Source organism: Robbsia betulipollinis (genome assembly GCF_026624755.1).
GTDB lineage: Bacteria > Pseudomonadota > Gammaproteobacteria > Burkholderiales > Burkholderiaceae > Robbsia > Robbsia betulipollinis.
In genome coordinates, this window is record NZ_JAPMXC010000001.1 from 1525321 (window position 1) to 1550190 (window position 24870).

The window sequence follows — 24870 nt, forward strand, 5'->3', positions numbered from 1 at the left end:
AGTCCCCCTGCTCGCGCGCCCGCAATCGAGTCAGCAAATCGGCGCGTGAGAGTGAGCGTGGAGTATACACCGCGTGGTGCGTGCCGGGTACTGGCCAGCGCCCGGCGACAGGGGGGCTAGTCGTTGGTGACCAGCATTTCGACCCGCTTTTTGAGATCACCAATGCTGAAGGGCTTGCGGAGCACCGCATCGCCGTCGCGATGCGCTTCGAAAACCGATGGCGCCGCGTACCCGGTAATGAACAATACCTTCAGATCGGGTCGGCTTTGACGCCCCGCGTCGACCATCTGGAGACCGTTCATGCCTCCCGGCATGCCGATATCGCTGATGACGAAATCGATGCTGCGGTCCGAACGCAGCATGTCGAGCCCCGCGCCGGCGTTGGCCGCTTCGAGGACCGCGCACTGCATGTCCCTGAGCACGTCCGCGACCACCATGCGTACGTTCTCTTCGTCATCGACGACCAACACGGTCTTGCCGGCGCACGGCGCGGCCTGCTGGCTTTCGCCAACGATTGCCTCCTCTTCCGGCAGATCCCCGGCGTAGTGCGGCAAGCAGACCTCGACGGTCGTGCCCATCGTCTCCTCGGATTCCATGCGCACATGTCCTCCCGATTGCTGCATGAATCCGTAGATCATCGCCAACCCAAGGCCGGTGCCGCTTCCCACCGGCTTGGTGGTGAAGAAGGGTTCGAAGGCACGGGCAAGCACTTCCGGCGACATGCCGATGCCGGTGTCGGTCACGCGAATGCCCACGTAGGTGCCGGCGCGGGCGTCCGGATGCATTTCCGGATTCTCGACGAGGGTCGTGCTGAATGTCGCAATCGTCAACGCGCCTCCCGTCGGCATCGCATCACGTGCGTTGATGCACAGATTCAGCAGCGCGCTTTCCAGTTGCGGAGGGTCGCATAATGTCCAGGTCGAATCCGGGGAGAGCGCCGTCGTCACCGCAATCTGCGGTCCCAGTGTGCGCTGTATCAGTTCCAGCATGCTACGGATCAGCGCGTTGGCGTTCGTGGGTTTCGGATCGAGTCTTTGCCGTCTGGCGAAGGCAAGCAAGCGGTGGGTCAGGGCCGCGGCACGTTCCGCGGACGCTCGCCCGGCCTCGATATAGCGTTCCAGGCCCGTCGCGTTGCCGTTTTTGAGGCGCAGTTGCAGCAATCCGAAACTTCCCAGGATACTGGCGAGGAGGTTGTTGAAGTCGTGGGCGATGCCCCCGGTCAATTGACCGATGGCCTCCATTTTCTGCGACTGCCGTAGCGTCTCCTCGGCCGCCATCAGCGCATGCGTGCGGTCGGCCACGCGCGCTTCGAGCGTCACGGCGTCCTGCTCCAGCGCGTCCAGATAATCGCGTGTCTGAAATTGCCGGGCCCGGGCGCGCAACAGCGCACGCGCGGCGCTTTGCAGCGTTTCCCTATGCAGGGGGCGGTCCAGCAGGGAAACGTTGCCCAGAGCCTCGAGAAAAGCGAGTCGTCCCCGCAGCGCGTCCTTCGCGCCACGCGCGGTCAGGACGATGATCGGCAAGTCCGACCATGGCGCCTGCGCGGCCAGCGTTTCGACAAGCGGTCCGATCCCGCCCGTCAAACCTTCCTCGGCGATCAGAAGGCCCGCCACGCCCACCCCGGACCCGGCGCGCAACAGCGCGCAGAGTCCCGACAGACCGGTGGCGACGACGGTGGCAATGCCTACCCTGCCCAGCGTCTGCTCGATGATGACGGCATCGCGGCCCGTAGGCGCGAGAATGGCCAGCGGGCCGACCGGCGCGCTTTCACTCTCTCGCGTCATGGTCGCCATTCATCAGAGTATGTCGTGAACCGGTATAGGTGGGAACACCCGTGAAGATGCCCTGCAATCCCGATATGGCGGGGCCGACCTGCATGCCATTGGGTAGAACGCGGTATTCGTGAATGGCGTTGTCGTGGGCGCCGGTACGGCGCTTGACGACGGACAACGCCTTTCGCAGTTCGCCGGCCGCCTCGAAATAGCGCAGCAGCACGACGTTGTCGCTCAGGAAACTCATGTCGATCGGATTCTGCACGTCGCTGACGATGCCGCGTTGCGCAAGGATCAGTATCGTCACGACGCCCTGGTTGTTGAGGTAAGTCAGCAGCTCGTGCATTTGCAGGATCAGCGTCTGCTCCTCCTCGATCGTTCCCAGGTAGGAATTCAAGCTGTCGATCACGATCAATCTGGCACCCTTGTCTTCCACCTCCCGCCGGACCTGCCACACGAATTCCCCTGGCGAAAGGCGCGAAGGATTGGTCAGGCGCCAGCCCAGCTGTTTTTTTTCGACCGCCGATTTGACGGGTATGCCCAATGCCTCCGCGCGGCACGAAAAATTCTCGAAGGTCTCCTCCAGGGTGAAATAGCTCGCGTATTCTCCTTGGCGCACGACCGCCATGGCGAAGCACAGCGCCATCGAGGATTTTCCGACGCCCGACGGCCCGACGAGCAGGGTCGAGGTGCCACGGTCGAGTCCTCCGTTCAATACCTTGTCCAGGCCTGCGATCCCGCTTCGTACCGGTGCGCCGACAATCTCGATACGGTGTTCGTCGGCGATCAGGCTCGGGAAGACGAATACCTCCTGCGGGGTGATGGAAAAGTCGTGCCAGCCGGTCTGCATGTCCGTCCCCCGCATCTTGACGATGCGCAGGCGGCGGCGCGCCTTGCCGTAATCGCGTTCGAGCTGTTCGAGCGCGATGACGCCATGCACCAGGCTGTGCGGATTGCCGTCGCTTTTGCCGCTCAGATCGTCGAGGACGACCGTCGTGATCTTGCGACCCTGAAGAAATCGCTTGAGCGCGAGCAGCTGCCGGCGGTAGAGCAGTGGATCGTGCGCCAGCATGCGTAAATCGGAAAGGCTGTCGATGACGACGCGCGCCGGCGCCACCTTCGCGATATGGGCGGTGATGCGGCTGATGGTTTGTCCGAATTCGACCTCCGCCGGGTACAGCACCGTTTGTTGGCGGCCCAGATCCTCTTCTTCCGGAACGACTTCCAGGATATCGATGCCGTCCAGCGACCAGCCGTGCGTCATCGCCGCGCTGGTCAGTTCTTCCGTCGACTCCGACAAGGTGACGTAGAGGCACCGTTCGCCGCATTCGATTCCCTGCAGAAGGAACCGCTGCGCGATGGTCGTCTTGCCGGTGCCGGGTGCGCCTTCGATGAGATGCAGCCGGTTCTGCGGCAGTCCGCCCCGTAATATCGCGTCGAAGTCGGGAATGCCGGTCTTGACGACCGGTAGCGATCGACTGTTCACTGTCTGATTTCTCCATCCTGTAATGGGGGTATAGGGCAGGCCGCGTTTCCCATGGGGAAGGCATTTCCCGCCCAACCTGCGAGCATGCACGACACACCTAAAGCAGAACCCATACCCGTACGCGATCCGCGATTCGGCGGATGGGGCTGCGACGATGCCGGCTGAAACTCGCCGCACCGCGGCCGGGGCGCCAGCGGCAACCGGTCATTCGGGGACGACCATGTCGCTGCAGGGTTTTCCGGTGGATGCACGGCCGAGGAGTCCGTTCCGGGAACGGATTTTGCACTGGCATTGCGAACCGACGTGCGAAGCGGTCGCGGGCTGGTCATTGCATTGCGCCAGTCCCTGCTGCAACGAAACCTGTCGCGGCAGGGCCGCCGCGTCCCCCCTTTCGCCAATGCGACATCTATCCATGGAGTCAGTGTCATGAGCGTGATCGATACCATCAAATCCCTTCTGGGAGCGGACCCCGTCCAGAATGCCGATGCGGACATGCAGGAAGTGCTCGATGCGCTCGCCAGCCTGAATCCGAAGCCGATCGAGGACCTCGACGCGCTGGAAGCGCGGCGCCAGCCCACCGCGACGGATGCGGTCAAGAAGGTCATGGCGCAGAAGGGTCTGAGCGGGGAGATTCCCGGCGTGAGCAGCCGCGACATCGTGATTCGCGGCGCGGTCGGGGACAATCCCGCGCGGGTCTACACGCCGACGAGCGCGACGCCGGACAGCAGCGCCCTGCCGGGCGGCGCGTTTCCCGCGAGCACGGCGCCGGACAGTACCCCGGCGCTACCGGTGATCCTGTATTTCCATGGCGGCGGTTTCGTGATCGCCGACCTGGATGTCTACGACGCGACGCCGCGTTCGATCGCCGCGCAAACCGGCGCGATCGTGGTCTCCGCGCATTATCGGCAGGCGCCGGAGCATCCGTTTCCGGCAGCGCACGACGATGCCAACGCCGCCTGGCGCTGGCTGCTCGACAACGCCGCGAGCCTGGGCGGCGATCCGTCCCGCCTCGCGGTGCTGGGAGAAAGCGCGGGCGCGAACCTCGCGGCCAATGTCACGATCTACGCGCGCGACCACGGCCTGCAACTGCCCGTGAGCCAGGGCCTCGTCTACCCGATCGCCGACACCAACACGCATACGCTGTCGTACGAAGAGAACCGCAACGCCAAGCCGTTGAACAAGCCGATGATGCTGTGGTTCGTTCTGCAGAGCCTGGTCGATTCGGACGATCAGGAAGACAAGCGCCTGCGGCTGGTCGAGCAGGACCTGTCGAATCTGCCGCCGACCTTCGTCGTCACGGCCGGCATCGATCCGTTGCGCTCGGATGGCGAGAAGCTGGCGGAGGGCCTGGAAAGCGCGGGCAATGCGGTACAGGCACGGAATTACCCCGGCGCGACCCACGAATTCTTCGGCATGGCCGCGGTCGTGCAGGCCGCGCGCGAGGCGCAGTCCTTCGTCGCCGAGGGCATGCGTGCGGCGTTCGTCTCCGCATCCGGCGCCGCGACGCCGCATGCCTCGTCGGTGGCGCCCGCCGCGTCCGACACGACAACGGCCTCCATGGCCGCGCCTGCCGCCGTGGCGCCGGTGTCTTCCGTGGCGCCGGTATTTCCCGGCGCGAGCACCACGTTGCCGGAACCCGGCGCCGACCTCGACGCGCCCATCGTCAGATCCCCCGACGCATTGTCCTGACGAGTTCCTTGATGGACCGCACCCGCCGGTCGACATAGTGGGGGCGGCCCTGGCCGGCGCGTACCGGCGATGCGCCGGACCCCGTCGCATCGCCCCGCCCGCCCGCGACATCGGGCGACGAGCGGGGTACGGGCAGGGGTAGGTGGCCGGTGATCCAGACGGTGCGCAGCCCCATGCGCCGGTAACGCTTCAGATGCCCGCGTGTGTCCTCGACGAGGATCGCGTCGCGCGCCTGCCCGCCCGCCCGGCGCAAGGTGCCGCGAATCACTGCGCTGTCGGGCTTCGCGTGCCAGCGTTTGCCGCGCCGCATCTGCTCGATCGCAATCACCTGTTCGAAGCGCCGTTCGATGCCGAGCAGGGCCAGGACCGCGCGCGCGTACTGCTCCGGGCCATTCGTCAGGACGATACGCCGCCCCGGCAAACGGTCGAGCGCATGCGCGAGTCCCCGCTCTGCGCGCAGCAGCGACGCCAGTTCCGCCGAAGGATGCACGTCGCGCAAAAACGCCCGGGCGTCGACGCCGTTGCGCTGCACCAGCCCCAGCAGCGTGGCGCCATAGCGCTGCGTATATTCCGTGCGCAGCCGGTTTGCCGTGTCCCGGTCCACCGCGAGCGTGCGTTCGATGAACGCCGTCATTTCCCGGTTGATGAAGGGGAAGATGGCGTGCGAGGCATGATGCAGGGTGTTGTCGAGATCGAACAGCCAGAGCGGCCCGGGGCGCGAACGTCCCACCGTGGGCCGCCGGCGCGCGGATGGCCGGCGCAGGGCGGAAGGCACGGGAAGCGGCGGATTCGCCGCCCCGACGGCCAGGGTGTCCGATCCCGCCGGGGGGCCGGCCGTACCGGTGGGCGCCGCCGGCGCCGCGCGCCGCGCGCGGGGCGTGATCGTCCTCAATACGAGCGGATCATCGTGCCGAACGGCTGCTCGGTCAGGATTTCGAGCAGCACCGAATGTTCGATGCGCCCGTCGACGATGTGCACCGAGTGCACGCCGCTTTTCGCGGCATCGAGCGCGGAGGCGATCTTCGGCATCATGCCACCGGAAATCGTGCCGTCCTCGAACAGCGCGTCGATCTCGCGCGCGGTCAGATCGGTCAGCAGGGTGCCTTCCTTGTCCAGCACGCCCGGGATGTTGGTCATCATCACCAGCTTCTCGGCGTTCAGCACCACCGCAAGCTTGCCGGCGACCAGATCGGCGTTGATGTTGTACGACAGGCCGTTCGAATCGAAGCCGATCGGCGAGATCACCGGGATGAAGGCGTCGTCCTGCAACGCCTTGACGACCGCCGGGTTGATCGCCTCGACCTCGCCGACCTGGCCGATGTCGAGGAATTCGCCTGGCCGTTCGCGGTCCGGCATCATCATCTTGCGCGCATGGATCAGACCGCCGTCCTTGCCGGTCAGACCGACCGCCTGGCCGCCATAGTGATTGATCAGCATCACGATGTCCTGCTGGACCTCGCCGCCGAGCACCCACTCGACGACTTCCATCGTTTCCTCGTCGGTGACCCGCATCCCCTGGATGAAGGTGCCCTGTTTGCCGATCTTCTTCAGCGCCTGGTCGATCTGCGGACCGCCACCGTGCACGATGACGGGGTTGATGCCCACCAGCTTGAGCAGCACGACGTCACGGGCGAAGCCCTGTTTCAGACGTTCCTCGGTCATGGCGTTGCCGCCGTACTTGATGACCACGGTCTTGCCGTGGTACTGGCGAATATAAGGCAGCGCCTCTGCAATCAGCTCAGCTTTGAGCGCGGGGGCGAGTTGCGAAATATCGGGAAGATCGGGCATGGCGGCCAGGAAAACGGGGGTCCAGGGGAACGCCTGCGCGCGGGGCGCGCGGACGTTCGCGATAAGCGGCATGGCCGATCGTACTATTGCAATGTTGCAGCACGGCGAGGACCAGGAACCAAGTCGAAATTGTACAGGACAGGCGGCCTGTGCTTCAGGGGATGTCCTCTTTTTCCGACGCCTCATCCGACACGCGCTAAACTCCTGCCTATGAACGATTTTCCACAAAACGGCCATCTGAACCTGCGTCATCTCTTCTGGCTGCGCTGCCTGGCCATCGCCGGACAGGTCATCGCGATGGGGGTTGCCTGCATCCTGCTGGGCATCCGTTTGCCCTTGCTGCCGATGTCGCTGGTGATCCTTTTCGAAGTGGTCTTCAACGCGATGACGCTGGTGCGGCTGTCGCGCCCCGGTCAGGAGAGCAACCGCGAGCTGTTCGGCCAGCTCTGCGTCGACCTGGGCGCGCTGACGGCGCTGCTGCTGCTGTCCGGCGGCACGCTCAATCCCTTTTTCTCGCTGTATCTGCCCGCGCTGGCGATCGGCGCCGCGGTGCTGCCCTGGCGGCTGGCGCTGGCGCTGACGGCGCTCGCGGTGGTGGGCTGTTTTCTGCTGGCCACGCATGCGCTGCCGCTGGTGCTGAGCGAGCCGAGCAATCTGTTCGAGCTGTATCGCACCGGCAACTGGATCAACTTCCTGATCAGCATGGCGTTGATCGCCTGGTTCGTCGCGCGGATGTCGCGGGTGCTGCGTCTGCGCGAAGCCGCGCTCGCCGAGGCGCAACAGCGCCTGCTGCGCGACGAGCGGGTGGTGGCGCTGGGCGCGCAGGCGGCCAGCATCGCCCACGAGATGGGCTCGCCGCTGTCGACCATCGCCCTGCTGGCGGAGGAATTGCGGGAAAGCGCGGATCACGACGCGGCGCTGGCGCCCTACCGGAGCGATTTCTCGCTGCTGGAGCAGCAAATCGCCCTGTGCAAGGAAGCGCTGGCGCGGTTACAATCGCGCGCCGCGTCGCCGAACCGGCGGCGCCTGAAGCCCTGGCTCGAAAGCTTCACCGAGCAGTGGCGTCTGCGTCACCCGCAGGCGGGGCTCGAGACGCGGGGCACGGGATCGGATGCCATGGCGATCGAGGATACCGTGGCGGTGGGGCAGATCCTGACGATCCTGCTCGACAACGCCGCGCGGGCGAGCCCGGATCACGTCGAATTCGATGTCAGCGACCAGCCGGATCCCGCCGCCGCGCGCATCTCGGGCGCGGCGCATGCCCGGCTCATCACGTTTCGCATCGTCGATCGCGGTCCCGGCATTCCCGCCGCGCTGCGCGCGCAGGTCGGCAACATGCCGGTGCGCAGCACGCAGGGCGGGGCTGGCGTGGGCCTGTATCTGGCGTTCGTGACAGCCGCGCGGCTCCGTGGCACGATCGAACTCGGCGACGCCTCGCGATTGGGGCATGAAGCCGGAGGTGAAGCGAGACGTGAAGCGGAGCATGCGTCGATGCGTGCCGACACAGGCGCGCCGGTATCCGGCAGCGGCACCTGCGCCATTTTTACATTGCCCGCCACGCGGGCCGAGGCTCCCGATGAGTAACACCCACTTTCTGATCATAGACGACGACACCGTCTTCGCCGATATTCTCGGCCGCTCGCTGACGCGGCGCGGCTATGTCGTTCATCAGGCGAACAATGCGGCGCGCGCGCTGGAAATCGCCGACGAAATGGATTTCGCGCGGATCACCGTCGATCTGCATCTCGGCCAGGATTCCGGCCTGACGCTGGTGGCGCGCCTGCGGGAATTGCAGCCCGACGCGCTGATTCTCGTGCTGACCGGGTATGCGAGCATCGCCACGGCGGTGCAGGCCGTCAAGGATGGGGCGGACAATTATGTCGCCAAGCCGGCCAATGTCGAAACGATCCTGGCGGCGATGAACGATGGCGCGAGCGCCGAGCAGGCCGACGCCGCGCTCGAGAATCCGGCGCCGCTGTCGGTCGCCCGGCTCGAATGGGAGCACATCCAGCGGGTGCTGGCCGAGCACGACGGCAATATCTCCGCCACCGCCCGGGCGCTGAACATGCACCGCCGGACCCTGCAACGCAAGCTGGGCAAGCGCCCGGTCCGGCAGTGAAACGCAGCGGCGTGCCCGCCGTCACGCCCGGCCATTCGGCGGCGGCGCCGCACGCGCCGCGAGCGAAACGCCGGCGCGACCGCGTGCCCGATGGCTACAGGACGTAACGCGACAGGTCTTCGTTGCCGGCGACTTCGCCCAGTGCCTGCTCGACATAGGCGGCATCCACCTGCAACTCGTTCGCGCCGCTGGTGCCGGCGGTGAACGACACTTCCTCGAGCAGCTTTTCCATCACGGTATAGAGCCGCCGCGCGCCGATGTTCTCGGTCTTTTCATTCACCGAGAACGCGATCTCGGCGAGCCGGCGGATGCCGTCCGGGGCGAAGCGCAGCGCCACGCCCTCGGTCTCCAGCAAGGCCTGATACTGCTTCACCAGGCTCGCATCGGTGCTTACCAGGATCGATTCGAAATCCTCGACCGACAGCGAATCGAGTTCGACGCGGATCGGCAGACGCCCCTGCAACTCGGGGATCAGGTCGCTCGGCTTGGCGAGATGGAATGCACCGCTGGCGATGAAGAGGATGTGATCGGTCTTCACCATCCCGTACTTCGTGTTCACCGTGGTGCCCTCGACCAGCGGCAGAAGATCGCGCTGCACGCCCTGGCGCGATACCTCGCCGCCGCTGCCGCCTTCGCCACGCGAGGCGATCTTGTCGATCTCGTCGAGGAACACGATGCCGTTCTGCTCGATATTGTGGATCGCGCGCGTCTTCACTTCCTCGTCGTTGAGCAGGCGTCCCGCTTCCTCGTCGATCAGCAGCTTCAGCGCTTCCTTGATCTTCAGCTTGCGCCGGGTTTTCTTCCCGCCGCCGATATTGGCGAACATGCCGCGGATCTGGTCGGTCATCTCTTCCATGCCCGGTGGACCCATGATGTCCATCGTCGGCGTGGGGGCCTCGACGTCGATATCGATTTCCTTGTCGTCGAGCAAGCCCTCGCGCAGGCGCTTGCGGAAGGTCTGGCGCGTGGCGTTCTCGCCTTCCTCGATGGCCGGCGACTTGCCCTGCGGCAGCAGCAGGTCGAGGATGCGATCCTCGGCCTGGTCCTCGGCCTTGCTGCGCACCTTGCGCATCTCGGTCTCGCGCGTCTGCTTGACGGCGATCTCGGCGAGGTCGCGGATGATGCTGTCGACGTCGCGGCCCACGTAGCCCACTTCGGTGAACTTGGTGGCTTCGATCTTGATGAAGGGCGCGTCCGCGAGCTTCGCGAGCCGCCGGGCGATCTCGGTCTTGCCGACGCCGGTCGGGCCGATCATCAGGATGTTCTTCGGCGTGATCTCGTGGCGCAGCGAGGCGTCCACCTGCTGCCGGCGCCAGCGGTTGCGCAGGGCGACCGCGACGGCCCGCTTGGCCTTGCCCTGGCCGATGATGTGTTTGTCGAGTTCCGAGACGATCTCGGGAGGGGTCATGTTGCTCATCAGAATTCCTTTCAGTCGAGACCGATGGTCTCGATGACCCGGCTGTGGTTCGTGTAAATGCACATGTCGCCGGCGATCGACAGCGACTTCTCGACGATCTGCCGCACGTCCAGATCCGTGTTGTCGGCCAGCGCGCGGGCCGCGGCCTGCGCGTACGCACCGCCCGAACCGATCGCGCAGATGCCGCCTTCGGGGTCGAGCACGTCGCCGTTGCCGGTGATCACGAGCGTCGTCTCGGCGTCCGCCGTGATCAACATGGCTTCCAGGCGGCGCAGCATCCGGTCGGTACGCCAGTCCTTGGCGAGTTCGACGGCGGCGCGGGTCAGGTTGCCCTGGTGTTTTTCGAGCTTGGCCTCAAAGCGGTCGAGCAGGGAGAACGCATCGGCGGTGCCGCCGGCGAAGCCGACCAGCACCTTGTCGTGATAGATCCGCCGCACCTTGCGGGCAGTGCCCTTCATGACGATGTTTCCCAGCGTGACCTGGCCATCGCCGCCGAGCGACACCTGATTGCCGCGCCGGACGGAAACGATGGTCGTGCCGTGATATTGCTCCATACAATTCCTCTGAGTTCAGTGCGGACGCGGTTTCGCCGTCGGGCGACACAGCGCGACGGTCCGCGCCCCGGGATGCCGGTCCACGAGCATGCCGCTGACGGTTCGTCGACGGTCCGTCGGACAGCGCCGTGAAAGGGCCATGAAAGGGCGAAGCGGCGCTGACAGCGCGTATGCCATCGTATATAGGTGCAAGTCGACGAAAAACAAGGCGCCGCCTGCCGGTAGCGTGCAAGGGAGCGGAACGGTGAGAGAAGCGGAAATGCGGGGAGGCACAACGGGGGAAGCGGGGAACGACGAGAGCGAAACGGAAAACGGCCAGGCGAAATGCCGAATGATGTGGCGCCCGATGCGCCCGACGGTGAGCGTCGTCGGAGGGGAGAAGCAGGCCGCTGGGCGACTTGTGCCGTTGTTCCAGGGCGCGGCGAATCGCGCTTCGGAGCGTCGTGCCGGCAGGGGCTGTTCGTCCCGCCGGCCCGGCTGACGATCAGTCGCCGAACAACTTCTGGCGCAATTCGCGGCGCTGCTGCGCTTCGAGCGACAGCGTCGCGGTCGGACGCGCGATCAGGCGTGGCACGCCGATCGGCTCGCCCGTTTCCTCGCACCAGCCGTAATCGCCCGATTCGATGCGCGCCAGCGACTGCTGCACCTTCTTCAGCAGCTTGCGCTCGCGGTCGCGCGTGCGCAATTCCAGCGCATGCTCTTCCTCGATCGTCGCGCGGTCCGCCGGATCGGGCACGATGACCGTCTCGCGAAGATTTTCGGTAGTCTGTCCCGCATTCCGGAGGATTTCCGTCTGGAGCTGTTCAAGCCGAGTACGAAAGAACGCGAGCTGAGCCTCGTTCATGTAACCCTTGTCGTCCATCGCAAGGATTTCGTCTTCAGTCAAGATTCGTGTCGTCGTCATCTGGCGTACTGTCTTAATGGCGGGGAGGGCCCCCGACTTTGTCGTTGCATCCTGAGCGTCGGCGGTCATTCTCAATTCTGGTGGCGAGCTATTGTAACTGAATCGCCAGCACGTGCTAATTTATTCATCAATGCGCCGCGCTCCCCGCCAATCGGGTGCCATCAGGCAAGGCAGCGTTCCAGTCCGTCCGTGATCAGATCCTGCGGCAGGTCGATGCCGATGAATACCATTTTCGTGTTTTTCTTCTCCGAGGGCAGCCAGCGCGTGGACAGATCGGTGCCCATCATCTGGTGTACGCCCTGGAAAACGACGCGGCGGTCCACGCCCTTCATCCACAGCACACCCTTGTAGCGCAGCAGGCTTTCGCCGTAGATCTGCAGCACGCCGCCCAGGAAGTCCTCCAGCTTGCGCGGGTCGAATGCGCGGTCGCTACGGAAAACGAAGGACTTGATCGCGTCGTCGTGGTGCGCGTGGTGGTGGTGCGCATGGCCCTCGTGCTCGCATTTGCCGTGGTCGTGATCGCAATGCGCGTGGTCGTCGCCCTCGTGCCCATGATCGTGGTCATGTGCATGGTCGTGATCATGGTCGTGGCCGTGGTCGTGGCCGTGATCGTCTTCCTTGAGGAAATCCGGATCGATCTCCAGCTTGTCGTTCAGGTTGAAGCCGCGGATGTCGAAGATCTGCTTGATGTCGGCTTCACCGAAATTCACGGTGGCGATCGGCGCACGCGGGTTCATGCGCAGCAGACGGTGCCGCAGCGCGTCGACCGCGGGCGCGTCGACCAGATCGGACTTGGTGATGAACAGCCGGTCGGCGAATCCGACCTGACGCTGCACGACTTCCTGCGTATCGAGCTGCTGATTCGCGTGCTTCGCATCCACCAGGGTGATCACCGCGTCGAGCAGGTATTGTTCGGCGACCTTGTCGTCCATGAAGAACGTCTGCGCGACCGGGCCGGGGTTCGCAAGGCCCGTCGTCTCGATGACGACGCGGTCGAAATGGATCGCCTTCGCGCGGCGGCGCTCGGCCAGATCGTTCAGCGCGTTCACCAGGTCGCCCCGGATCGTGCAGCAGATGCAGCCATTGCTCATCTGCACGATCTGCTCGCCCTCATCCTGGACGAGGATGTCGTTGTCGATGTTCTCTTCGCCGAACTCGTTTTCGATGACGGCGATCTTCATGCCGTGCGCATCGCCCAGGATGCGCTTGAGCAATGTCGTCTTGCCGCTGCCCAGAAAGCCGGTGAGGATCGTGACGGGAATTTGGCTCATGATGTGCGCGTCGCCTCTATAGAATGAAGAAAGCCCGGCCCGGGGCGCGCGCTTCGCGGCGCGGCGGCAGGCCGGTGAAAATAGGGAGAAACCGTCAATTGAAGCACAAAACGGCGTGGCGGGTGTGACGTCCGGCGTCCGCGCGTCCGGCGCATCCGTCCGGATCGGACCGGCCGCGCATCCTATTTCTTTTTCGCGCGCGGGTGCGCCGCGTCGTAAATCTTCGACAGATACTGGAAATCGAGCGATGTATACACTTGCGTGGCCGCGACGCTCGCGTGGCCGAGCATTTCCTGCACGGCCCGCAGATCGCCGCTGGATTGCAGCACATGCGTGGCGAACGAATGCCGCAGCACGTGCGGATGGACGTTCGCGGGGATACCCGCCTCGCGCGCCAGACGCTTGACCGTCAGGCGCACCACCGACGGCGACATCCGCGCACCGCGCACCGACAGAAACAACGGATGGGGATCGGCGCGTACCCAGGCCGGGCGCACCGCCAGCCACGCGCGCAATGCCGCCACCGCCTTGCTGCCGATCGGCACCGCGCGCCGCCTGCCGCCCTTGCCGGTCACCGTGACGTCGGCGCTGTCGAGATCGATCCAGCCCTCCGATCGATATCCCGCGGCATCGGTGTAGTGCGCGTCCAGGCCCACCAGTTCGGCCAGCCGCAGGCCGGACGAATAGAACAGTTCCAGCATCGCCCGGTCGCGCAGCGCGGTGTCGTCCTGTCCGGTCGCCGCCTCCATCAGCGCGGTCGCGTCATCGGCGGAAAGCGCCTTGGGCAGGGTTTTCGCGCGTTTGGGCGCGCGCACCGCGTCGACCGGGTTGGCGTCGAGGCCACCCTCGAGCGCGAACCACCGGAAGAAACCGCGCCAGACGGACAGCAGGTGGGCGATCGAGCGCCCGCCCAGGCCCTGGCTGTGGGTACGCGACACGGCGCCGCGAATGTCCACGACCGTCAGGCTCGCAAGCGCACGCGCGCCGGCGAGCGCCGCGAGTTCGTCGAGCGCGTGCCGGTAGCCGCGCAGCGTATGCGGCGAATAGCGGCGTTCGTTCGCCAGCATCGTCAGATACGCATCGATGCGGGCGGCGTCGGGCGGGGTGGCGGCCGCCGTGCCCGACGCGTTCGCCGATGCCTGCACCGGAGCGGCCGCGTTCACGGTGCCAGCATCCGGCTCAGCGCCGCGCCGGCGAGCGCGCCCAGCCGGGCGAGGAAATCGGTGCCGAGGTCGGCGTGGAACCGCTGCGGGTCGGGCGAGCCGAGCGCCAGCAGTCCGAAGGCGCCGTGGGCCGAGTCCGCGTGCGGCGCGCGCAGGGGCACCAGCGCGATCGATGCCGTCCGTGGCGCATCGGTGCCCTCTGCAAGCCACGCCGCCGCGGCGAAACCGCTGTTCGCGCCGCAGTACGGTGCGCCCAGGCCGTCGGTGAAGCGCGCGACGTCGTGTCCGGCGAAGCGCGCGGCCGGGTGGGCGGCGTAGGTGTCGTCGACGCCCCAGAGCCGCACCGCCGCCTGCGGCACGTCGAAAATCTCGCGCAGGCCGTCGCATATCGCGTCGGGCAAATCCGCGCCGTGCCGGGTGGCGAGCAGGCGGGCCGACCAGCGGTCGAATTTCACCGCATGGCTGTCGTTCTCGTGGCCGTAGCGCACCAGCTCGCCCATGCGTCTTTCGAGCTGACCGTTCTTTTCGCGAAACATCGCGATCTGCCGCTCGGGCAGCGACACCGCCCGGCCGCCGTGCGGATTGCCGAGCCGGATGTGACCGAGCACCTCCGCGTGGCGCTCGAAGAAAGCCGGGTGGGCGAGCAGGAAATCGGCGACGTCGCTTTCGTTCATGGGATACGTTTCAGGAAGCAGGGGAGTGCGCGTGCTACAGCGTGATTTCACCGCGAAAGACGGTGGTCGCGGGTCCGGTCATGGTCACGGGCGCGGCGGCATCCTGCAACCCCTCCCAGCCGATCGTCAGTACGCCGCCATGCGTATGCACCGCCACCGGCGAATCCAGCAATCCGCGCCGGATGCCGGCCACGGCGGCCGCGCAGGCGCCCGTACCGCAGGCCAGCGTTTCGCCCGCGCCGCGTTCGTGGACGCGCAGGCGGATCGTGTGCCGGTCGACCACTTCCATGAATCCGGCGTTCACGCGCGCGGGAAAGCGCGGATGCGATTCGATCACGGGACCGTCGGTGGCGACCGGGAAGGCGGCGACGTCGTCGACCACCTGCACCGCATGGGGATTGCCCATCGACACGACCGACATGAGCACGGTACGGCCATTGACGGCGAGCGGCCAGAGCAGGTCGGCGCCGCGCGTCACGCCGTCCAGGCCGGTCCCATCGAACGGTATTTCGGCGGGGCGCAGTTCCGGCGCGCCCATGTCGACCGTGACCTCGCCGTTGTCCTGCAGGGTCAGCGTGATGAGGCCTTTCTGCACCTGCACGCGGATCTGCCGTTTCTGCGTCAGTCCCTGGTCCACCACGTAGCGCGCGAAGCAGCGCGCGCCGTTGCCGCAATGCTCGACCTCGCCGCCGTCCTGATTGAAGATCCGGTAGCGGAAGTCGGCGCTCGCGTCGTCCGCGGGCTCGACCAGCAATACCTGGTCCGCGCCGATGCCGAAATGCCGGTCGGCAAGGCGGCGGATCTGCTCGGCGCTCGGCGTGATGGGCGTACGGGTGGCGTCAAGCACGACGAAGTCGTTGCCGGCGCCCTGCATTTTGGTGAAGTGCATTTTTTCAGGACGGGAGAGACGGTGGCAGGAGACAGGGCGGGCGCAGGCAAGGCCGCCGTCGATCCCGTATTATCGCATGATGAGCCTAAAATCCCCCTGCATCGGCGTCTGCAAGTTCGAACCCATCACCGGCCTGTGCAAGGCCTGTTTCCGCACGCGCGTGGAGAAGCGCGACTGGAAGCGCCTGGCGGAAGCCGAGCAGGGCGACATCCTCGCGTTGCGCCCGCAGCGCGAGGGCGAACTGGCGGCGCTGAACGGCGCTCCCGGTAAGCAGGATGTAAAGCGGGATGTGAAGCAGGACGTGAAGCAGGACGTGAAGCAGGACGTGAAGCAGGACGTGAAGCGGGAGAACAGGCCGGACGCGCAGGCGGAGCTGGAGCGGAAGGCGGCCAGGAAAGCCAAAAAGGCCAGGAAGGCGGCCAAGAAGGCCAGGAAGGCGGCAAAAAAGGCCAAGAAGGCCAGGAAGGCGGCCAAGGATCTTCAGGACCGAAAGGACGACCCGGACGGAAAGTCCAGGAAGTCCAGGAAGTCCGGCAAATCCGACTGACCCGGAGCGTGCCACGCGGCCCGCCGGCCGCGCATCACGCTCAATAAAACCCCGCCTCGCCCTCCGGCCGCGTCTTGAAGCGCTTGTGCACCCAGTAGTACTGTTCCGGCATCTTGCGCACCTGCTCCTCCAGAAACGCATTCATCCGCCGCGCGTCGGCCACTTCGTCGTCGGTCGGGTAGCCTTCCCATGGCTTGAACACCTTCAGCCGGTAGCCGCGGTAGTTCGGCAGCACCTCGCCGATGAAGGGAATGACCTGCGCGGGGCCCGCCTTCGCCAGGCGCGAGACCGTCGTCAACGTGCAGGCGTTCACGCCGAAGAACGGTACGAACGCCGAGTTGCGCATCCCGTAATCCATGTCGGAGCCGAGCATCACCGGCTTGCGCTCGCGCAGCATCCTCAGCACCACCCGCGCGCTGTCCGCGCGCGAGACCATCTCGGCGTTGAAACGGCCGCGCGCCTCGATGGCGATCTGATTGATCTTCGGGTTCGACAGCGGTTGATACAAGGCACCGCAGGCCCGACCAATGCAGTGATTGATGAAGATCGATCCGGCCTCGATGCCCACGAAATGGAAGCCGAGCAGGATCGTCGGCGGCATGTCGGGGTCTTTCAGGTCGATCTCGCTGTCGACCTCGATCAGCCGTTCCAGCTTCTTCGCCGAGCCGAACCACTGCACGCTGCGCTCGACATAGCTGCGGATCGCGTGCTGGAAGTGCAGCGCCGCGACGCGTTCGCGTTCTGCCGCCGGCCATTCGGGAAAACACAGCCGCAGATTCGTATGGACGATCGTGCGCCGCCGGCTCGGAATCCGGTACAGCAGCGCGCCCAGCGCCGCGCCGAAGCGCGCAACCAGCCCATAGGGCAGCACGGCGAGCAGGCGCAGGAATCCGATCGCCAGCGCGATCCCGAGTCGTTTGAACATGTTCCGCCAAAAAATGGTCCGCCACGCTTGCGAAGCGATGCCGCAAAGGCAACACCCTTCCAGCCGTGGCAAGCAGGAAAAAATCAAGTCGCTATAATAAGCGCTTCGCCGAGTTAACGGACAACTTGCGGGGCGAATGCCGGGCGGCGTGCCGCCGGGTGGAAAAAACCGCTAAAGCGTCGCCGCTTCGAAGTGCCGGAAAGCGCTGGGGTCGGCTACGTGACGTGCTCTGTTTTGTTCATCTCGTAACCTCAGTAGTGGCCGAAGGAGCTTCGAAGTGTCGAACAATTACCTGTTTACATCTGAATCTGTTTCCGAGGGGCATCCCGACAAGGTCGCCGACCAGATCTCGGACGCCATCCTGGACGCCATCCTCGCCCAGGACAAATACTCCCGCGTCGCCGCCGAAACCCTGTGCAACACGGGCCTGGTCGTACTGGCCGGCGAAATCACCACGACCGCGAACGTCGACTACATCCAGGTCGCGCGCGACACCATCAAGCGCATCGGCTATGACAATACCGATTTCGGTATCGACTACCGGGGTTGCGCGGTGCTGGTCGCGTACGACAAGCAGTCGCCGGACATCGCGCAGGGCGTCGACCGCGCGCACGACAACAATCTCGATCAGGGCGCGGGCGACCAGGGGCTGATGTTCGGCTATGCCTGCGACGAAACGCCCGAGTTGATGCCGCTGCCGATCTATCTGTCGCACCGCCTCGTCGAACGTCAGGCCGACCTGCGCCGCGACGGCCGTCTGCCCTGGCTGCGTCCGGACGCGAAATCGCAGGTCACCGTGCGCTACGTCGACGGCAAGCCGGATTCGATCGACACCGTCGTGCTGTCGACGCAGCATTCGCCGGATATCTCGCTCGAATCGCTGCGCGAGGCGGTGATCGAGGAACTCATCAAGCCGGTGATCCCGAAGGAATTGATCAAGGGCGACATCAAGTTCCTGGTGAACCCGACCGGCCGTTTCGTGATCGGCGGTCCGCAGGGCGATTGCGGCCTGACGGGCCGCAAGATCATCGTCGACACCTACGGCGGCGCGGCGCCCCACGGCGGCGGCGCGTTCTCGGGCAAGGACCCGTCCAAGGTCGACCGCTCGGCCGCCTACGCCGGGCGTTACGTCGCGAAGAACATCGTGGCCGCAGGCCTCGCGTCGCGTGCGCTGATCCAGGTTTCCTATGCGATCGGCGTGGCCGAGCCGACCTCGGTGATGGTGAATACGTTCGGCACGGGCCGCGTGTCCGACTCGGTCATCACGGGTCTGGTGCGCGAGCATTTCGACCTGCGGCCGAAGGGCATCGTGCAGATGCTCGACCTGCTGCGGCCGATCTACGAAAAAACCGCCGCCTACGGGCACTTTGGCCGTGAAGAACCGGAATTCACCTGGGAAGCGCGCGACAAGGCCGCCGCACTGGCGGAAGCTGCGGGCATTGCCCATTTGCCGAAGGTCGCCTGACCCCGGCATTTCCCGACCGGCGCCCCCGACGGGCGCTTCCCGACCGGACGTTTCCAACCGAAACGTCCGGCGCTCCGGTCCCGCGGGCGCCCCGACGCGCCCGCGGGACCGGCTAGCGGGACGCCTGCACGGGGCTGCCTTCCCGTACCGCCGCGGCGGACCATCCGCCGCCCAGCGCGGTGTACAACGTGACCAGGTTCGACATCTCGCTCAGGCGATCGGCGATCTGCTGCGTCTGCGCGGTGAACAGTGTGCGCTGCGCCGTCAGCAAAGTCAGAAAGCTGTCCAGACCGCCGAGGTAGCGGCCATTGGCGATGGCGTAGTACTGTTGCGCGGCATCCACGTACTGCGCATCGGCGCTGACCTGCGACCGGTAGGTCGCACGCCCCGACAAACCGTTCGCCACTTCCTTGAACGCCGTCTGAATCGCTTCCTCATAGGCGGCGATGTCGATGTTTTTCTCGATTTTCGCCACGTCGAGCGAGGCACGCAGATCGCCATAGTTGAAGATCGGCACGGAGATCGCCGGCTCGAAGGCCCAGGCGCCCGTTCCCGCCTTGAACAGGCTCGACAGTTTTCCGCTTTCCGTTCCCGCGGTCGCCGTCAGCGTGATCGTGGGAAAGAAGGCCGCGCGCGCCGACCCGACATAGGCGTTGGCGGCCTTGAGCGTATGTTCCGCCTCCATGATGTCCGGGCGTCGCGTGAGCAGGGTCGACGGCAGCCCGGCGGGGATATCGGCGAACAGCGGCGTGTCGGGCAGGGTCCGGTTTTCCGGAAACCCTTCCGGCAGCGGGCAGCCGATGGCCGCGATCAGGTTGTTCGTGTCCTGCTCCACCGCGCGTTGATAGGAGGCCAGCGTCGCCATCGCGCTCGTCAGGGAGGTGCGCGCCTCCTGCACGTCCTCCATCGATCCGACACCGAGCTGTTGCGTGCGCAGGGTCGTGTCATAGGTGTTTTGGTACGAGGCGACCGTCTTTTGCGTCAGATCGAGCAGGGACTGGTCCGACAGCAGCGTGAGATAGTCCGCGATGGTGGTGGATACCAGACTCAGCTGGGTGCTGCGCCGCGCCGCGTCGGTGGACAGATAGGTCTCGAGCGCCTGCCGTTTCAGGCTGCGCAGCCGCCCGAAAAAATCGACTTCCCACGCACTGAACCCCAACTGGACCGAAGCGCTGCGCGAGGTGGCGCCATAGTCGTGCGCTGCGGTGGACGTGCCGGTGGCGGCGACCGTGGGCGCGAGCGCGGACCGGGCGATACGGTATTGGGCCTCGTATTCCGCGACTTGCAGTACCGCCTGGCGTAAATCGCGATTGTTGCGCAGGGTGAGCGCGACCAGTTGCCGGACATACGGGTCCAGCACGAACGCCTGCCAGTCCGACAGAACGGCGTCCTGCACGGGCGCGTCGTCGCGCATCGCGGACGCCGCGGGTTTGCCGGTGGCGCCGGACACCGCGTGGTGCGGATAAGCGTCCGGCATCGGGGCCGCCGGGCGGGTGTAGGCGGGATCCAGCGTGCAGGCGGCAATCGTGGACAGCGCGCATGCGGCCGCGATCCCGCGCCAGGAATGGGTCATGTTCATCGTCCGTCGTCTCTGGTCGTGTCTGCCGGATGCGCGGGCGCCACGGCGCCGCGCTGCGTGATGTCGGGGCGAATTTTCCGGATCAATACGAAGAAAACGGGAACGAAGAAGATGGCCAGCAGCGTGGCGGCGATCACCCCGCCCAACACGCCCGTTCCCAGGCTTTGGCGGCTGGCGCCCCCGGCGCCCGTCGCGATGGCCATCGGCAACACGCCGAATCCGAAAGCCAGCGAGGTCATGATGATCGGCCGCAGACGCAGGTGTGCCGCCGCGATCGCCGCGTCGAGCGCGCTCGATCCCTTTTCGTGCAGGGATTTCGCATATTCCACGATCAGAATGGCGTTTTTCGTGGCGAGACCGACGGTGGTCAACAAGCCCACCTTGAAGTAGATGTCGTCGGTGAAGCCGCGCAGATGCGCCGCGGCCAACGCGCCGACGATGCCCAGGGGCACCACCAGGATCACCGCGAACGGTACCGACCAGCTCTCATACAGGCCGGCAAGGCACAGGAACACGACGATCAACGAAATGACGTAAAGGTAGGTCGCCTGCGATCCCGCGATCTGTTCCTGGTATGACTCGCCCGTCCACTCGATGCCGAAGCCCTGCGGCAATTTCGCCACCAGCGCGGCGACCGCGTCCATCGTATCGCCGCTGCTCACGCCCGACGGCGATTGCGCCGTCATCTCGAACGACAGATCGCGGTTGTAACGTTCGACCTGTGGCGGGGCGGATGTCCAGTGGCCCGTCGCAAAAGCGGAGAACGGCACCATTTCGCCATCGTAGCTGCTCGTGGTGCTTGCGGTGCTCGTCGAGGTCGACGAACTGCTGGTGCTGGTGCTGCTGGAGGAGGTGGTGCTCGACAATATGTACCACTTACCGATGTCGGCAGGCATCATCCGGTATTTTGCCAGGGACTGCACGTACACCTTCTGCACGCGCCCCGTATCGACATAATTATTCACATAGGTCGATCCGAAGGCGGTTTCCAGCGTGTTGTCGATGTTCTCCGCGCTCACGCCCATCGCCGCGGCCTTCGTATAGTCGATGTCGACCATGTACTCCGGCTGGTCGGCCATGCCGGTTTGCCGCATGCCGCTGATTTTCGGATCGGCCGCCGCCAGCGCGATCAGCCTTTGCCGTGCCGCGACGAGCGCGTCGTGCCCCAGGCCGGCCTCGTCCTTCAATTCGAAGTCGACGCCGCCGTAATTGCCCAGGCCCTGGACCGCCGATGGGTTCATCACCACCACCTGGGCGGTCTTGATGGCGGCGAAATGCCTGTTCGCCGCCGCCAGGATGTCCGCGGCGCTCTGTCCCTTGCCGGTGCGTTTGCTCCAATCCTTCAGTTCCACCATCGCCATCGCCATGTTCTGCCCTTCGCCGCCGAAACTGAAGCCGTCCAGCATGACCAGCCCGCTGACCTCCGGAACATGGAGAAAATACGATTCCACCTGTTTCTCGACCGCGGCGGTCGCCAGACTGGAATTGCCGGCCGGAAGGTTGATGAGGGTCATCAGGCTGCCCTGGTCCTCGGACGGCAGAAACGACGACGGTAAATTCCAGTAGAGGAACCCGGCGACGGCGCAAATCGCGCCATACACCACCATCCATCGCACGGGCCGGCGTACGAGACGGGACACCGACTTTCCATAGCCGTCGTTGGCTTTCCTGAAGGTTCTGTCGAACCAGCCGAAGAAGCCCCGCCGCGCGTGCCGTGCCCGCGCGGGCTTCAACAGGGTCGCGCACAGCGCCGGCGTCAACGTCAGCGCCAGCAACACCGAGAGCACCATCGCCGAGACGATGGTCAACGAGAACTGGCGATAGATCGCGCCGGTCGACCCGGACATGAAGGCCATGGGAATGAACACCGCGATCAACACCGCCGTCACTCCCACCAGGGCCCCGCCGATCTCGCCCATCGCCTTTGTGGTGGCGGCGACGGGATCGAGCTTCTCCTCGTTGAGCAGTCTTTCCACGTTCTCGACCACGACGATCGCATCGTCCACCAGGAGTCCGATCGCCAGCACCAGGGCGAACAGGGACAGCACGTTGATCGAGAAGCCCACGGCCGACATCATGCCGAACGTGCCGAGCAGGGAGACCGGCACGACGATCGTGGGAATGAGCGTCGCGCGCAGGCTGCCGAGGAAGAGATACATGACGAGGAACACCAGAACGATCGCCTCGACCAGGGTCTTGACCACTTCCAGAATGGAGGCCGAAACGAAGGGCGTCGTATCGTGGGCGATGCGGATCGTCACGCCCGCCGGCATGGATTTCTGCAGGGTCGCCATTTTCGCGCGAACCGCCTTGCCGACGCTCAGGGAGTTCGCCCCGGTCGCCAGCTGGATGGCCATGGACGCGGCGGGTTTACCGTTCAGCCGGGACGTCGTGTCGTAGGAGTCGCCTCCCACCTCGACGCGCGCGACGTCCTTCAGATACACGCGCGAGCCGTCCTGGTTGACCCGCAACAGGATATTGCCGAAATCGTCGGCGGTTTTCAGGAACCCGCGCGTCGCGATGGTCGCGTTCAAGGTCTGCCGGCTCAGGGACGGCGCGCCGCCGATCTGGCCGACCGACAGTTGCGCGTTCTGATAGCTGATGGCGGTGGTCACGTCGGACGTCATCAAGCCGTAACTGTGCAGCCTGACCGGGTCGAGCCAGATGCGCATCGCATGTTGCGCGTCGAACAGGACCACCTGGCCCACGCCCGAGATCTGCGTGATCGGATCTTCGACGCGGGTCGCGATCAGGTTGCCGAGGTCGATCGCGTTCATGCGTCCGTCGTCGGACGTCAGAGAGAGGACCATGAGAATGCTGGCCGAGGTCTTGGTGATCTGGATGCCCTGGTCCTGAACGGCGGTGGGCAGGGACGCATTGGCTTCCTGCACCTTGTTCTCGACCTGCATCGCCGCGACGTCCGCGTTCGTGCCCGAACGGAAGGTCAGCGTGATGGTCGCCGAGCCTGCCGAACTGCTGGTCGACGACATGTACATCAGGTTGTCGATGCCGACCATGTCCTGTTCGATCACCTGCGTCACGGTGGTGGCGAGCGTATCGGCGGATGCGCCGGGGTAGGTGGCGGAGATACGGACCGAAGGCGGCGCCACGCTCGGATACTGCTCGACGGGCAAGGTCCGGATCGACAGTCCGCCGATCAACATGATGACCAATGCGATGACCCACGCGAGAATGGGCCGCTGAATGAAGAAACGGGAAAGCATGGACGGTTACTCCGATTGCGCCGAGGCCGCCGGCGCAGAGGCCGCGGTCGGTGTCGATGCCGGTGCCGCGGCGGCGCTTTGCGCGGCGGCCTGTTCCACGGGCGTCACCTTCGTTCCCGCCGCGATCGTTTGCGTCGAATCGGCCACGATGCGATCGCCGGCACGCAGGCCGCTGCTCACGATCCAGTCGCTGCCATAGGCATCGTTCGTGGTCACCGCACGGCTTTGCACCGTATCGTTCGCGTCCACGACGAACATCGTCGACGTGCCGCCCGAACCCCGCGTCACGAGCGTCTGCGGAACCAGAATCACGTCCCGCGACCCTTCGTCCAGCCGCGCCTGCACGTACATGCCGGGCAGCAGTTCATGCCGCGGATTCGGCACCAGCGCGCGCAACGTGATCGATCCGGTCGTCGGATTCACCGTCACGTCCGAGAAGAGCAGGCGCGCGGGATGCGCATAGGTGGCGCCATCCTCCGTCTGCACCGTCACCACCGACGTTCCCGGCGTCACGCGCCCGGATGCGATGGCCTTCGTCAGCCGCAACGCCTCCGTGCTGGAACGCGTCACATCCAGATAAAGGTTGTCCAGGGCCTGGATGGTCGCCAGGGCGGTGGTCTGGTCGGCCGTCACGAGCGCGCCCGCCGTCACGCTCGACTCGCCGATCTGTCCGCTGATCGGCGCGAGAATCCGGGTGCGCCGCAAATTGACGGCTGCCGTTTCCAGCGAACCGCGATCGGACACGACGTTCGCCTTGTCCTCTTCCGCGGCGGCCACGTAGTTGTCCACATCCTGCTGACTCACGCCCTTGATTGTGAAAAGGTCCTGATAGCGTTTTGCCGTAATGTCCGCGGCCTTCGACGTGGCGATGGCGGAAAGCAAGGTACCGCGGGCCGTATCGTAAGCCGCCTGGTACGAAGCCGGATCGAGTTGGTACAGCGGTTGTCCGGCCTTCACGGTCGCGCCTTCGACGAACAGCCGCTTGAGCACGATGCCGCCGACCTGCGGCATGACCTGCGCGACTTCCGTCGCGGAAAGCCGGCCGGATAGATCGTCCGTCACGTCGATGCGCCGGGACTGCAACGTCATCACCGCGACCTGGGGCGCGCTGGCGGTCGTGGCGTGCGCATCGTGTTTCTTGCCGCATGCTCCCAGCAGGAGTCCTGCACAGCAAACGAGGAAAAGGCAGCCGGTAGACGGCGGTTTCGGAGCGTGTCGCATGATGTTCGTGCTGTCCTTGCAAGAGCGCGCGGAGCCGGCAACGACAGCGCCGGCATCGATACGGCAAAAATAAGGAGGCAGCGTAGCGTCGCCTTTCTCACGATGGCTCTAGACCTTGTAACGCATGATTACCCGCGGATTCGTGCGGTCCGGCAGCCTTCGGATCGTGCGTTGACGCGGCAA

The 24870-nt window shown here is 65.5% G+C and carries 20 protein-coding genes; 5 read left to right on the forward strand and 15 right to left on the reverse strand.

Translation table 11 applies throughout. The features are described from left to right. Positions 1–116: 116 nt before the first annotated feature. Together OVY01_RS06615 and OVY01_RS06620 are read right to left on the reverse strand one after the other, a co-directional pair. Positions 117–1784, reverse strand: coding sequence for an ATP-binding protein (locus OVY01_RS06615; RefSeq protein ID WP_267846573.1), 1668 nt, complete (start codon positions 1782–1784; stop codon positions 117–119). Beyond that, positions 1768–3258 carry an ATPase domain-containing protein gene (locus tag OVY01_RS06620; protein WP_267846574.1) on the reverse strand — a complete coding sequence of 497 codons (1491 nt, stop codon included), beginning with the start codon at positions 3256–3258 and terminating at the stop codon, positions 1768–1770. The genes OVY01_RS06615 and OVY01_RS06620 overlap by 17 nt, the downstream gene beginning before the upstream one ends. Positions 3259–3684: 426 nt before the next feature. Between OVY01_RS06620 and OVY01_RS06625 the strand changes: the two genes are divergently transcribed. Continuing rightward, a complete protein-coding gene (locus OVY01_RS06625; protein WP_267846575.1) occupies positions 3685–4947 on the forward strand; it encodes an alpha/beta hydrolase in 1263 nt (420 codons plus the stop codon). Here the strand turns inward: OVY01_RS06625 and OVY01_RS06630 are convergent. Continuing rightward, positions 4922–5755 carry a pyrimidine 5'-nucleotidase gene (locus tag OVY01_RS06630; protein WP_432422225.1) on the reverse strand — a complete coding sequence of 278 codons (834 nt, stop codon included), beginning with the start codon at positions 5753–5755 and terminating at the stop codon, positions 4922–4924. The two genes, OVY01_RS06625 and OVY01_RS06630, sit on opposite strands and share 26 nt — an antisense overlap. A gap of 80 nt (positions 5756–5835) precedes the next feature. Then, on the reverse strand, positions 5836–6735 hold the full coding sequence (argB, locus tag OVY01_RS06635) for an acetylglutamate kinase (RefSeq protein WP_267847691.1): 900 nt from the start codon (positions 6733–6735) through the stop codon (positions 5836–5838). A gap of 210 nt (positions 6736–6945) precedes the next feature. On the opposite strand from argB, the gene OVY01_RS06640 reads away from it, so the two are divergent. Both OVY01_RS06640 and OVY01_RS06645 read left to right on the forward strand, forming a co-directional pair. Next, complete coding sequence (locus OVY01_RS06640; protein ID WP_267846576.1) at positions 6946–8319, forward strand: sensor histidine kinase; 1374 nt, start codon at positions 6946–6948, stop codon at positions 8317–8319. Beyond that, positions 8312–8854, forward strand: coding sequence for a response regulator transcription factor (locus OVY01_RS06645; protein ID WP_267846577.1), 543 nt, complete (start codon positions 8312–8314; stop codon positions 8852–8854). The genes OVY01_RS06640 and OVY01_RS06645 overlap by 8 nt, the downstream gene beginning before the upstream one ends. A 94-nt stretch (positions 8855–8948) precedes the next feature. Here OVY01_RS06645 and hslU read toward each other — a convergent pair whose 3' ends face one another. The 7 genes from hslU to dapF form a co-directional block, all read right to left on the reverse strand. Next, positions 8949–10271 carry an ATP-dependent protease ATPase subunit HslU gene (hslU, locus tag OVY01_RS06650; protein ID WP_267846578.1) on the reverse strand — a complete coding sequence of 441 codons (1323 nt, stop codon included), beginning with the start codon at positions 10269–10271 and terminating at the stop codon, positions 8949–8951. A gap of 11 nt (positions 10272–10282) precedes the next feature. Beyond that, the gene (hslV, locus tag OVY01_RS06655; protein ID WP_267846580.1) at positions 10283–10825 is read right to left on the reverse strand and encodes an ATP-dependent protease subunit HslV; all 543 of its coding nucleotides are present in this window, start codon (positions 10823–10825) and stop codon (positions 10283–10285) included. A 484-nt stretch (positions 10826–11309) separates the two neighbouring features. After that, positions 11310–11729 (reverse strand): RNA polymerase-binding protein DksA, encoded by a 420-nt coding sequence (gene dksA / locus OVY01_RS06660; protein ID WP_267847692.1) that lies wholly within the window; start codon positions 11727–11729, stop codon positions 11310–11312. A gap of 161 nt (positions 11730–11890) precedes the next feature. After that, positions 11891–13000 carry a CobW family GTP-binding protein gene (locus OVY01_RS06665; protein WP_267846581.1) on the reverse strand — a complete coding sequence of 370 codons (1110 nt, stop codon included), beginning with the start codon at positions 12998–13000 and terminating at the stop codon, positions 11891–11893. Positions 13001–13182: 182 nt separating this feature from the next. Beyond that, positions 13183–14145, reverse strand: a complete 963-nt coding sequence (locus OVY01_RS06670; protein WP_432422226.1) for a tyrosine recombinase XerC — start codon at positions 14143–14145, stop codon at positions 13183–13185. 14 nt (positions 14146–14159) lie between these two features. Beyond that, positions 14160–14837: a DUF484 family protein gene (locus OVY01_RS06675; RefSeq protein WP_267846582.1), complete on the reverse strand. Its 678-nt coding sequence runs from the start codon at positions 14835–14837 to the stop codon at positions 14160–14162. Positions 14838–14871: 34 nt separating this feature from the next. After that, on the reverse strand, positions 14872–15726 hold the full coding sequence (dapF, locus tag OVY01_RS06680) for a diaminopimelate epimerase (RefSeq protein WP_267846583.1): 855 nt from the start codon (positions 15724–15726) through the stop codon (positions 14872–14874). Positions 15727–15805: 79 nt separating this feature from the next. Here dapF and OVY01_RS06685 point away from each other — a divergent pair, with 79 nt between their 5' ends. Next, positions 15806–16273 (forward strand): DUF1289 domain-containing protein, encoded by a 468-nt coding sequence (locus tag OVY01_RS06685; RefSeq protein ID WP_267846584.1) that lies wholly within the window; start codon positions 15806–15808, stop codon positions 16271–16273. A gap of 40 nt (positions 16274–16313) precedes the next feature. On the opposite strand, the gene OVY01_RS06690 is transcribed toward OVY01_RS06685, so the two are convergent. Beyond that, positions 16314–17198 carry a lipid A biosynthesis lauroyl acyltransferase gene (locus OVY01_RS06690; RefSeq protein WP_267846586.1) on the reverse strand — a complete coding sequence of 295 codons (885 nt, stop codon included), beginning with the start codon at positions 17196–17198 and terminating at the stop codon, positions 16314–16316. Positions 17199–17475: 277 nt separating this feature from the next. Here OVY01_RS06690 and metK point away from each other — a divergent pair, with 277 nt between their 5' ends. Next, positions 17476–18663, forward strand: coding sequence for a methionine adenosyltransferase (gene metK, locus OVY01_RS06695; protein WP_267846587.1), 1188 nt, complete (start codon positions 17476–17478; stop codon positions 18661–18663). Positions 18664–18775: 112 nt separating this feature from the next. Here metK and OVY01_RS06700 read toward each other — a convergent pair whose 3' ends face one another. The 3 genes from OVY01_RS06700 to OVY01_RS06710 are packed head-to-tail and all read right to left on the reverse strand — an operon-like array spanning position 18776 to position 24687. Beyond that, positions 18776–20236, reverse strand: a complete 1461-nt coding sequence (locus OVY01_RS06700; protein ID WP_267846589.1) for an efflux transporter outer membrane subunit — start codon at positions 20234–20236, stop codon at positions 18776–18778. Positions 20237–20238: 2 nt separating this feature from the next. Beyond that, positions 20239–23466: an efflux RND transporter permease subunit gene (locus OVY01_RS06705; RefSeq protein ID WP_267846590.1), complete on the reverse strand. Its 3228-nt coding sequence runs from the start codon at positions 23464–23466 to the stop codon at positions 20239–20241. 6 nt (positions 23467–23472) lie between these two features. Continuing rightward, positions 23473–24687: an efflux RND transporter periplasmic adaptor subunit gene (locus tag OVY01_RS06710; protein ID WP_267846591.1), complete on the reverse strand. Its 1215-nt coding sequence runs from the start codon at positions 24685–24687 to the stop codon at positions 23473–23475. Positions 24688–24870 lie beyond the last annotated feature (183 nt).

What these genes read in the sequence shown, in the direction of transcription:
- OVY01_RS06615 (WP_267846573.1), bottom strand. Translation starts at nt 1,784, where the DNA reads ATGACGCGAGAGAGTGAAAGCGCGCCGGTCGGCCCGCTGGCCATTCTC.
- OVY01_RS06625 (WP_267846575.1), top strand. Translation starts at nt 3,685, where the DNA reads ATGAGCGTGATCGATACCATCAAATCCCTTCTGGGAGCGGACCCCGTC.
- argB (WP_267847691.1), bottom strand. Translation starts at nt 6,735, where the DNA reads ATGCCCGATCTTCCCGATATTTCGCAACTCGCCCCCGCGCTCAAAGCT.
- OVY01_RS06640 (WP_267846576.1), top strand. Translation starts at nt 6,946, where the DNA reads ATGAACGATTTTCCACAAAACGGCCATCTGAACCTGCGTCATCTCTTC.
- OVY01_RS06645 (WP_267846577.1), top strand. Translation starts at nt 8,312, where the DNA reads ATGAGTAACACCCACTTTCTGATCATAGACGACGACACCGTCTTCGCC.
- hslU (WP_267846578.1), bottom strand. Translation starts at nt 10,271, where the DNA reads ATGAGCAACATGACCCCTCCCGAGATCGTCTCGGAACTCGACAAACAC.
- hslV (WP_267846580.1), bottom strand. Translation starts at nt 10,825, where the DNA reads ATGGAGCAATATCACGGCACGACCATCGTTTCCGTCCGGCGCGGCAAT.
- dksA (WP_267847692.1), bottom strand. Translation starts at nt 11,729, where the DNA reads ATGACGACGACACGAATCTTGACTGAAGACGAAATCCTTGCGATGGAC.
- OVY01_RS06665 (WP_267846581.1), bottom strand. Translation starts at nt 13,000, where the DNA reads ATGAGCCAAATTCCCGTCACGATCCTCACCGGCTTTCTGGGCAGCGGC.
- OVY01_RS06675 (WP_267846582.1), bottom strand. Translation starts at nt 14,837, where the DNA reads ATGAACGAAAGCGACGTCGCCGATTTCCTGCTCGCCCACCCGGCTTTC.
- dapF (WP_267846583.1), bottom strand. Translation starts at nt 15,726, where the DNA reads ATGCACTTCACCAAAATGCAGGGCGCCGGCAACGACTTCGTCGTGCTT.
- OVY01_RS06685 (WP_267846584.1), top strand. Translation starts at nt 15,806, where the DNA reads ATGAGCCTAAAATCCCCCTGCATCGGCGTCTGCAAGTTCGAACCCATC.
- OVY01_RS06690 (WP_267846586.1), bottom strand. Translation starts at nt 17,198, where the DNA reads ATGTTCAAACGACTCGGGATCGCGCTGGCGATCGGATTCCTGCGCCTG.
- OVY01_RS06700 (WP_267846589.1), bottom strand. Translation starts at nt 20,236, where the DNA reads ATGACCCATTCCTGGCGCGGGATCGCGGCCGCATGCGCGCTGTCCACG.
- OVY01_RS06705 (WP_267846590.1), bottom strand. Translation starts at nt 23,466, where the DNA reads ATGCTTTCCCGTTTCTTCATTCAGCGGCCCATTCTCGCGTGGGTCATC.
- OVY01_RS06710 (WP_267846591.1), bottom strand. Translation starts at nt 24,687, where the DNA reads ATGCGACACGCTCCGAAACCGCCGTCTACCGGCTGCCTTTTCCTCGTT.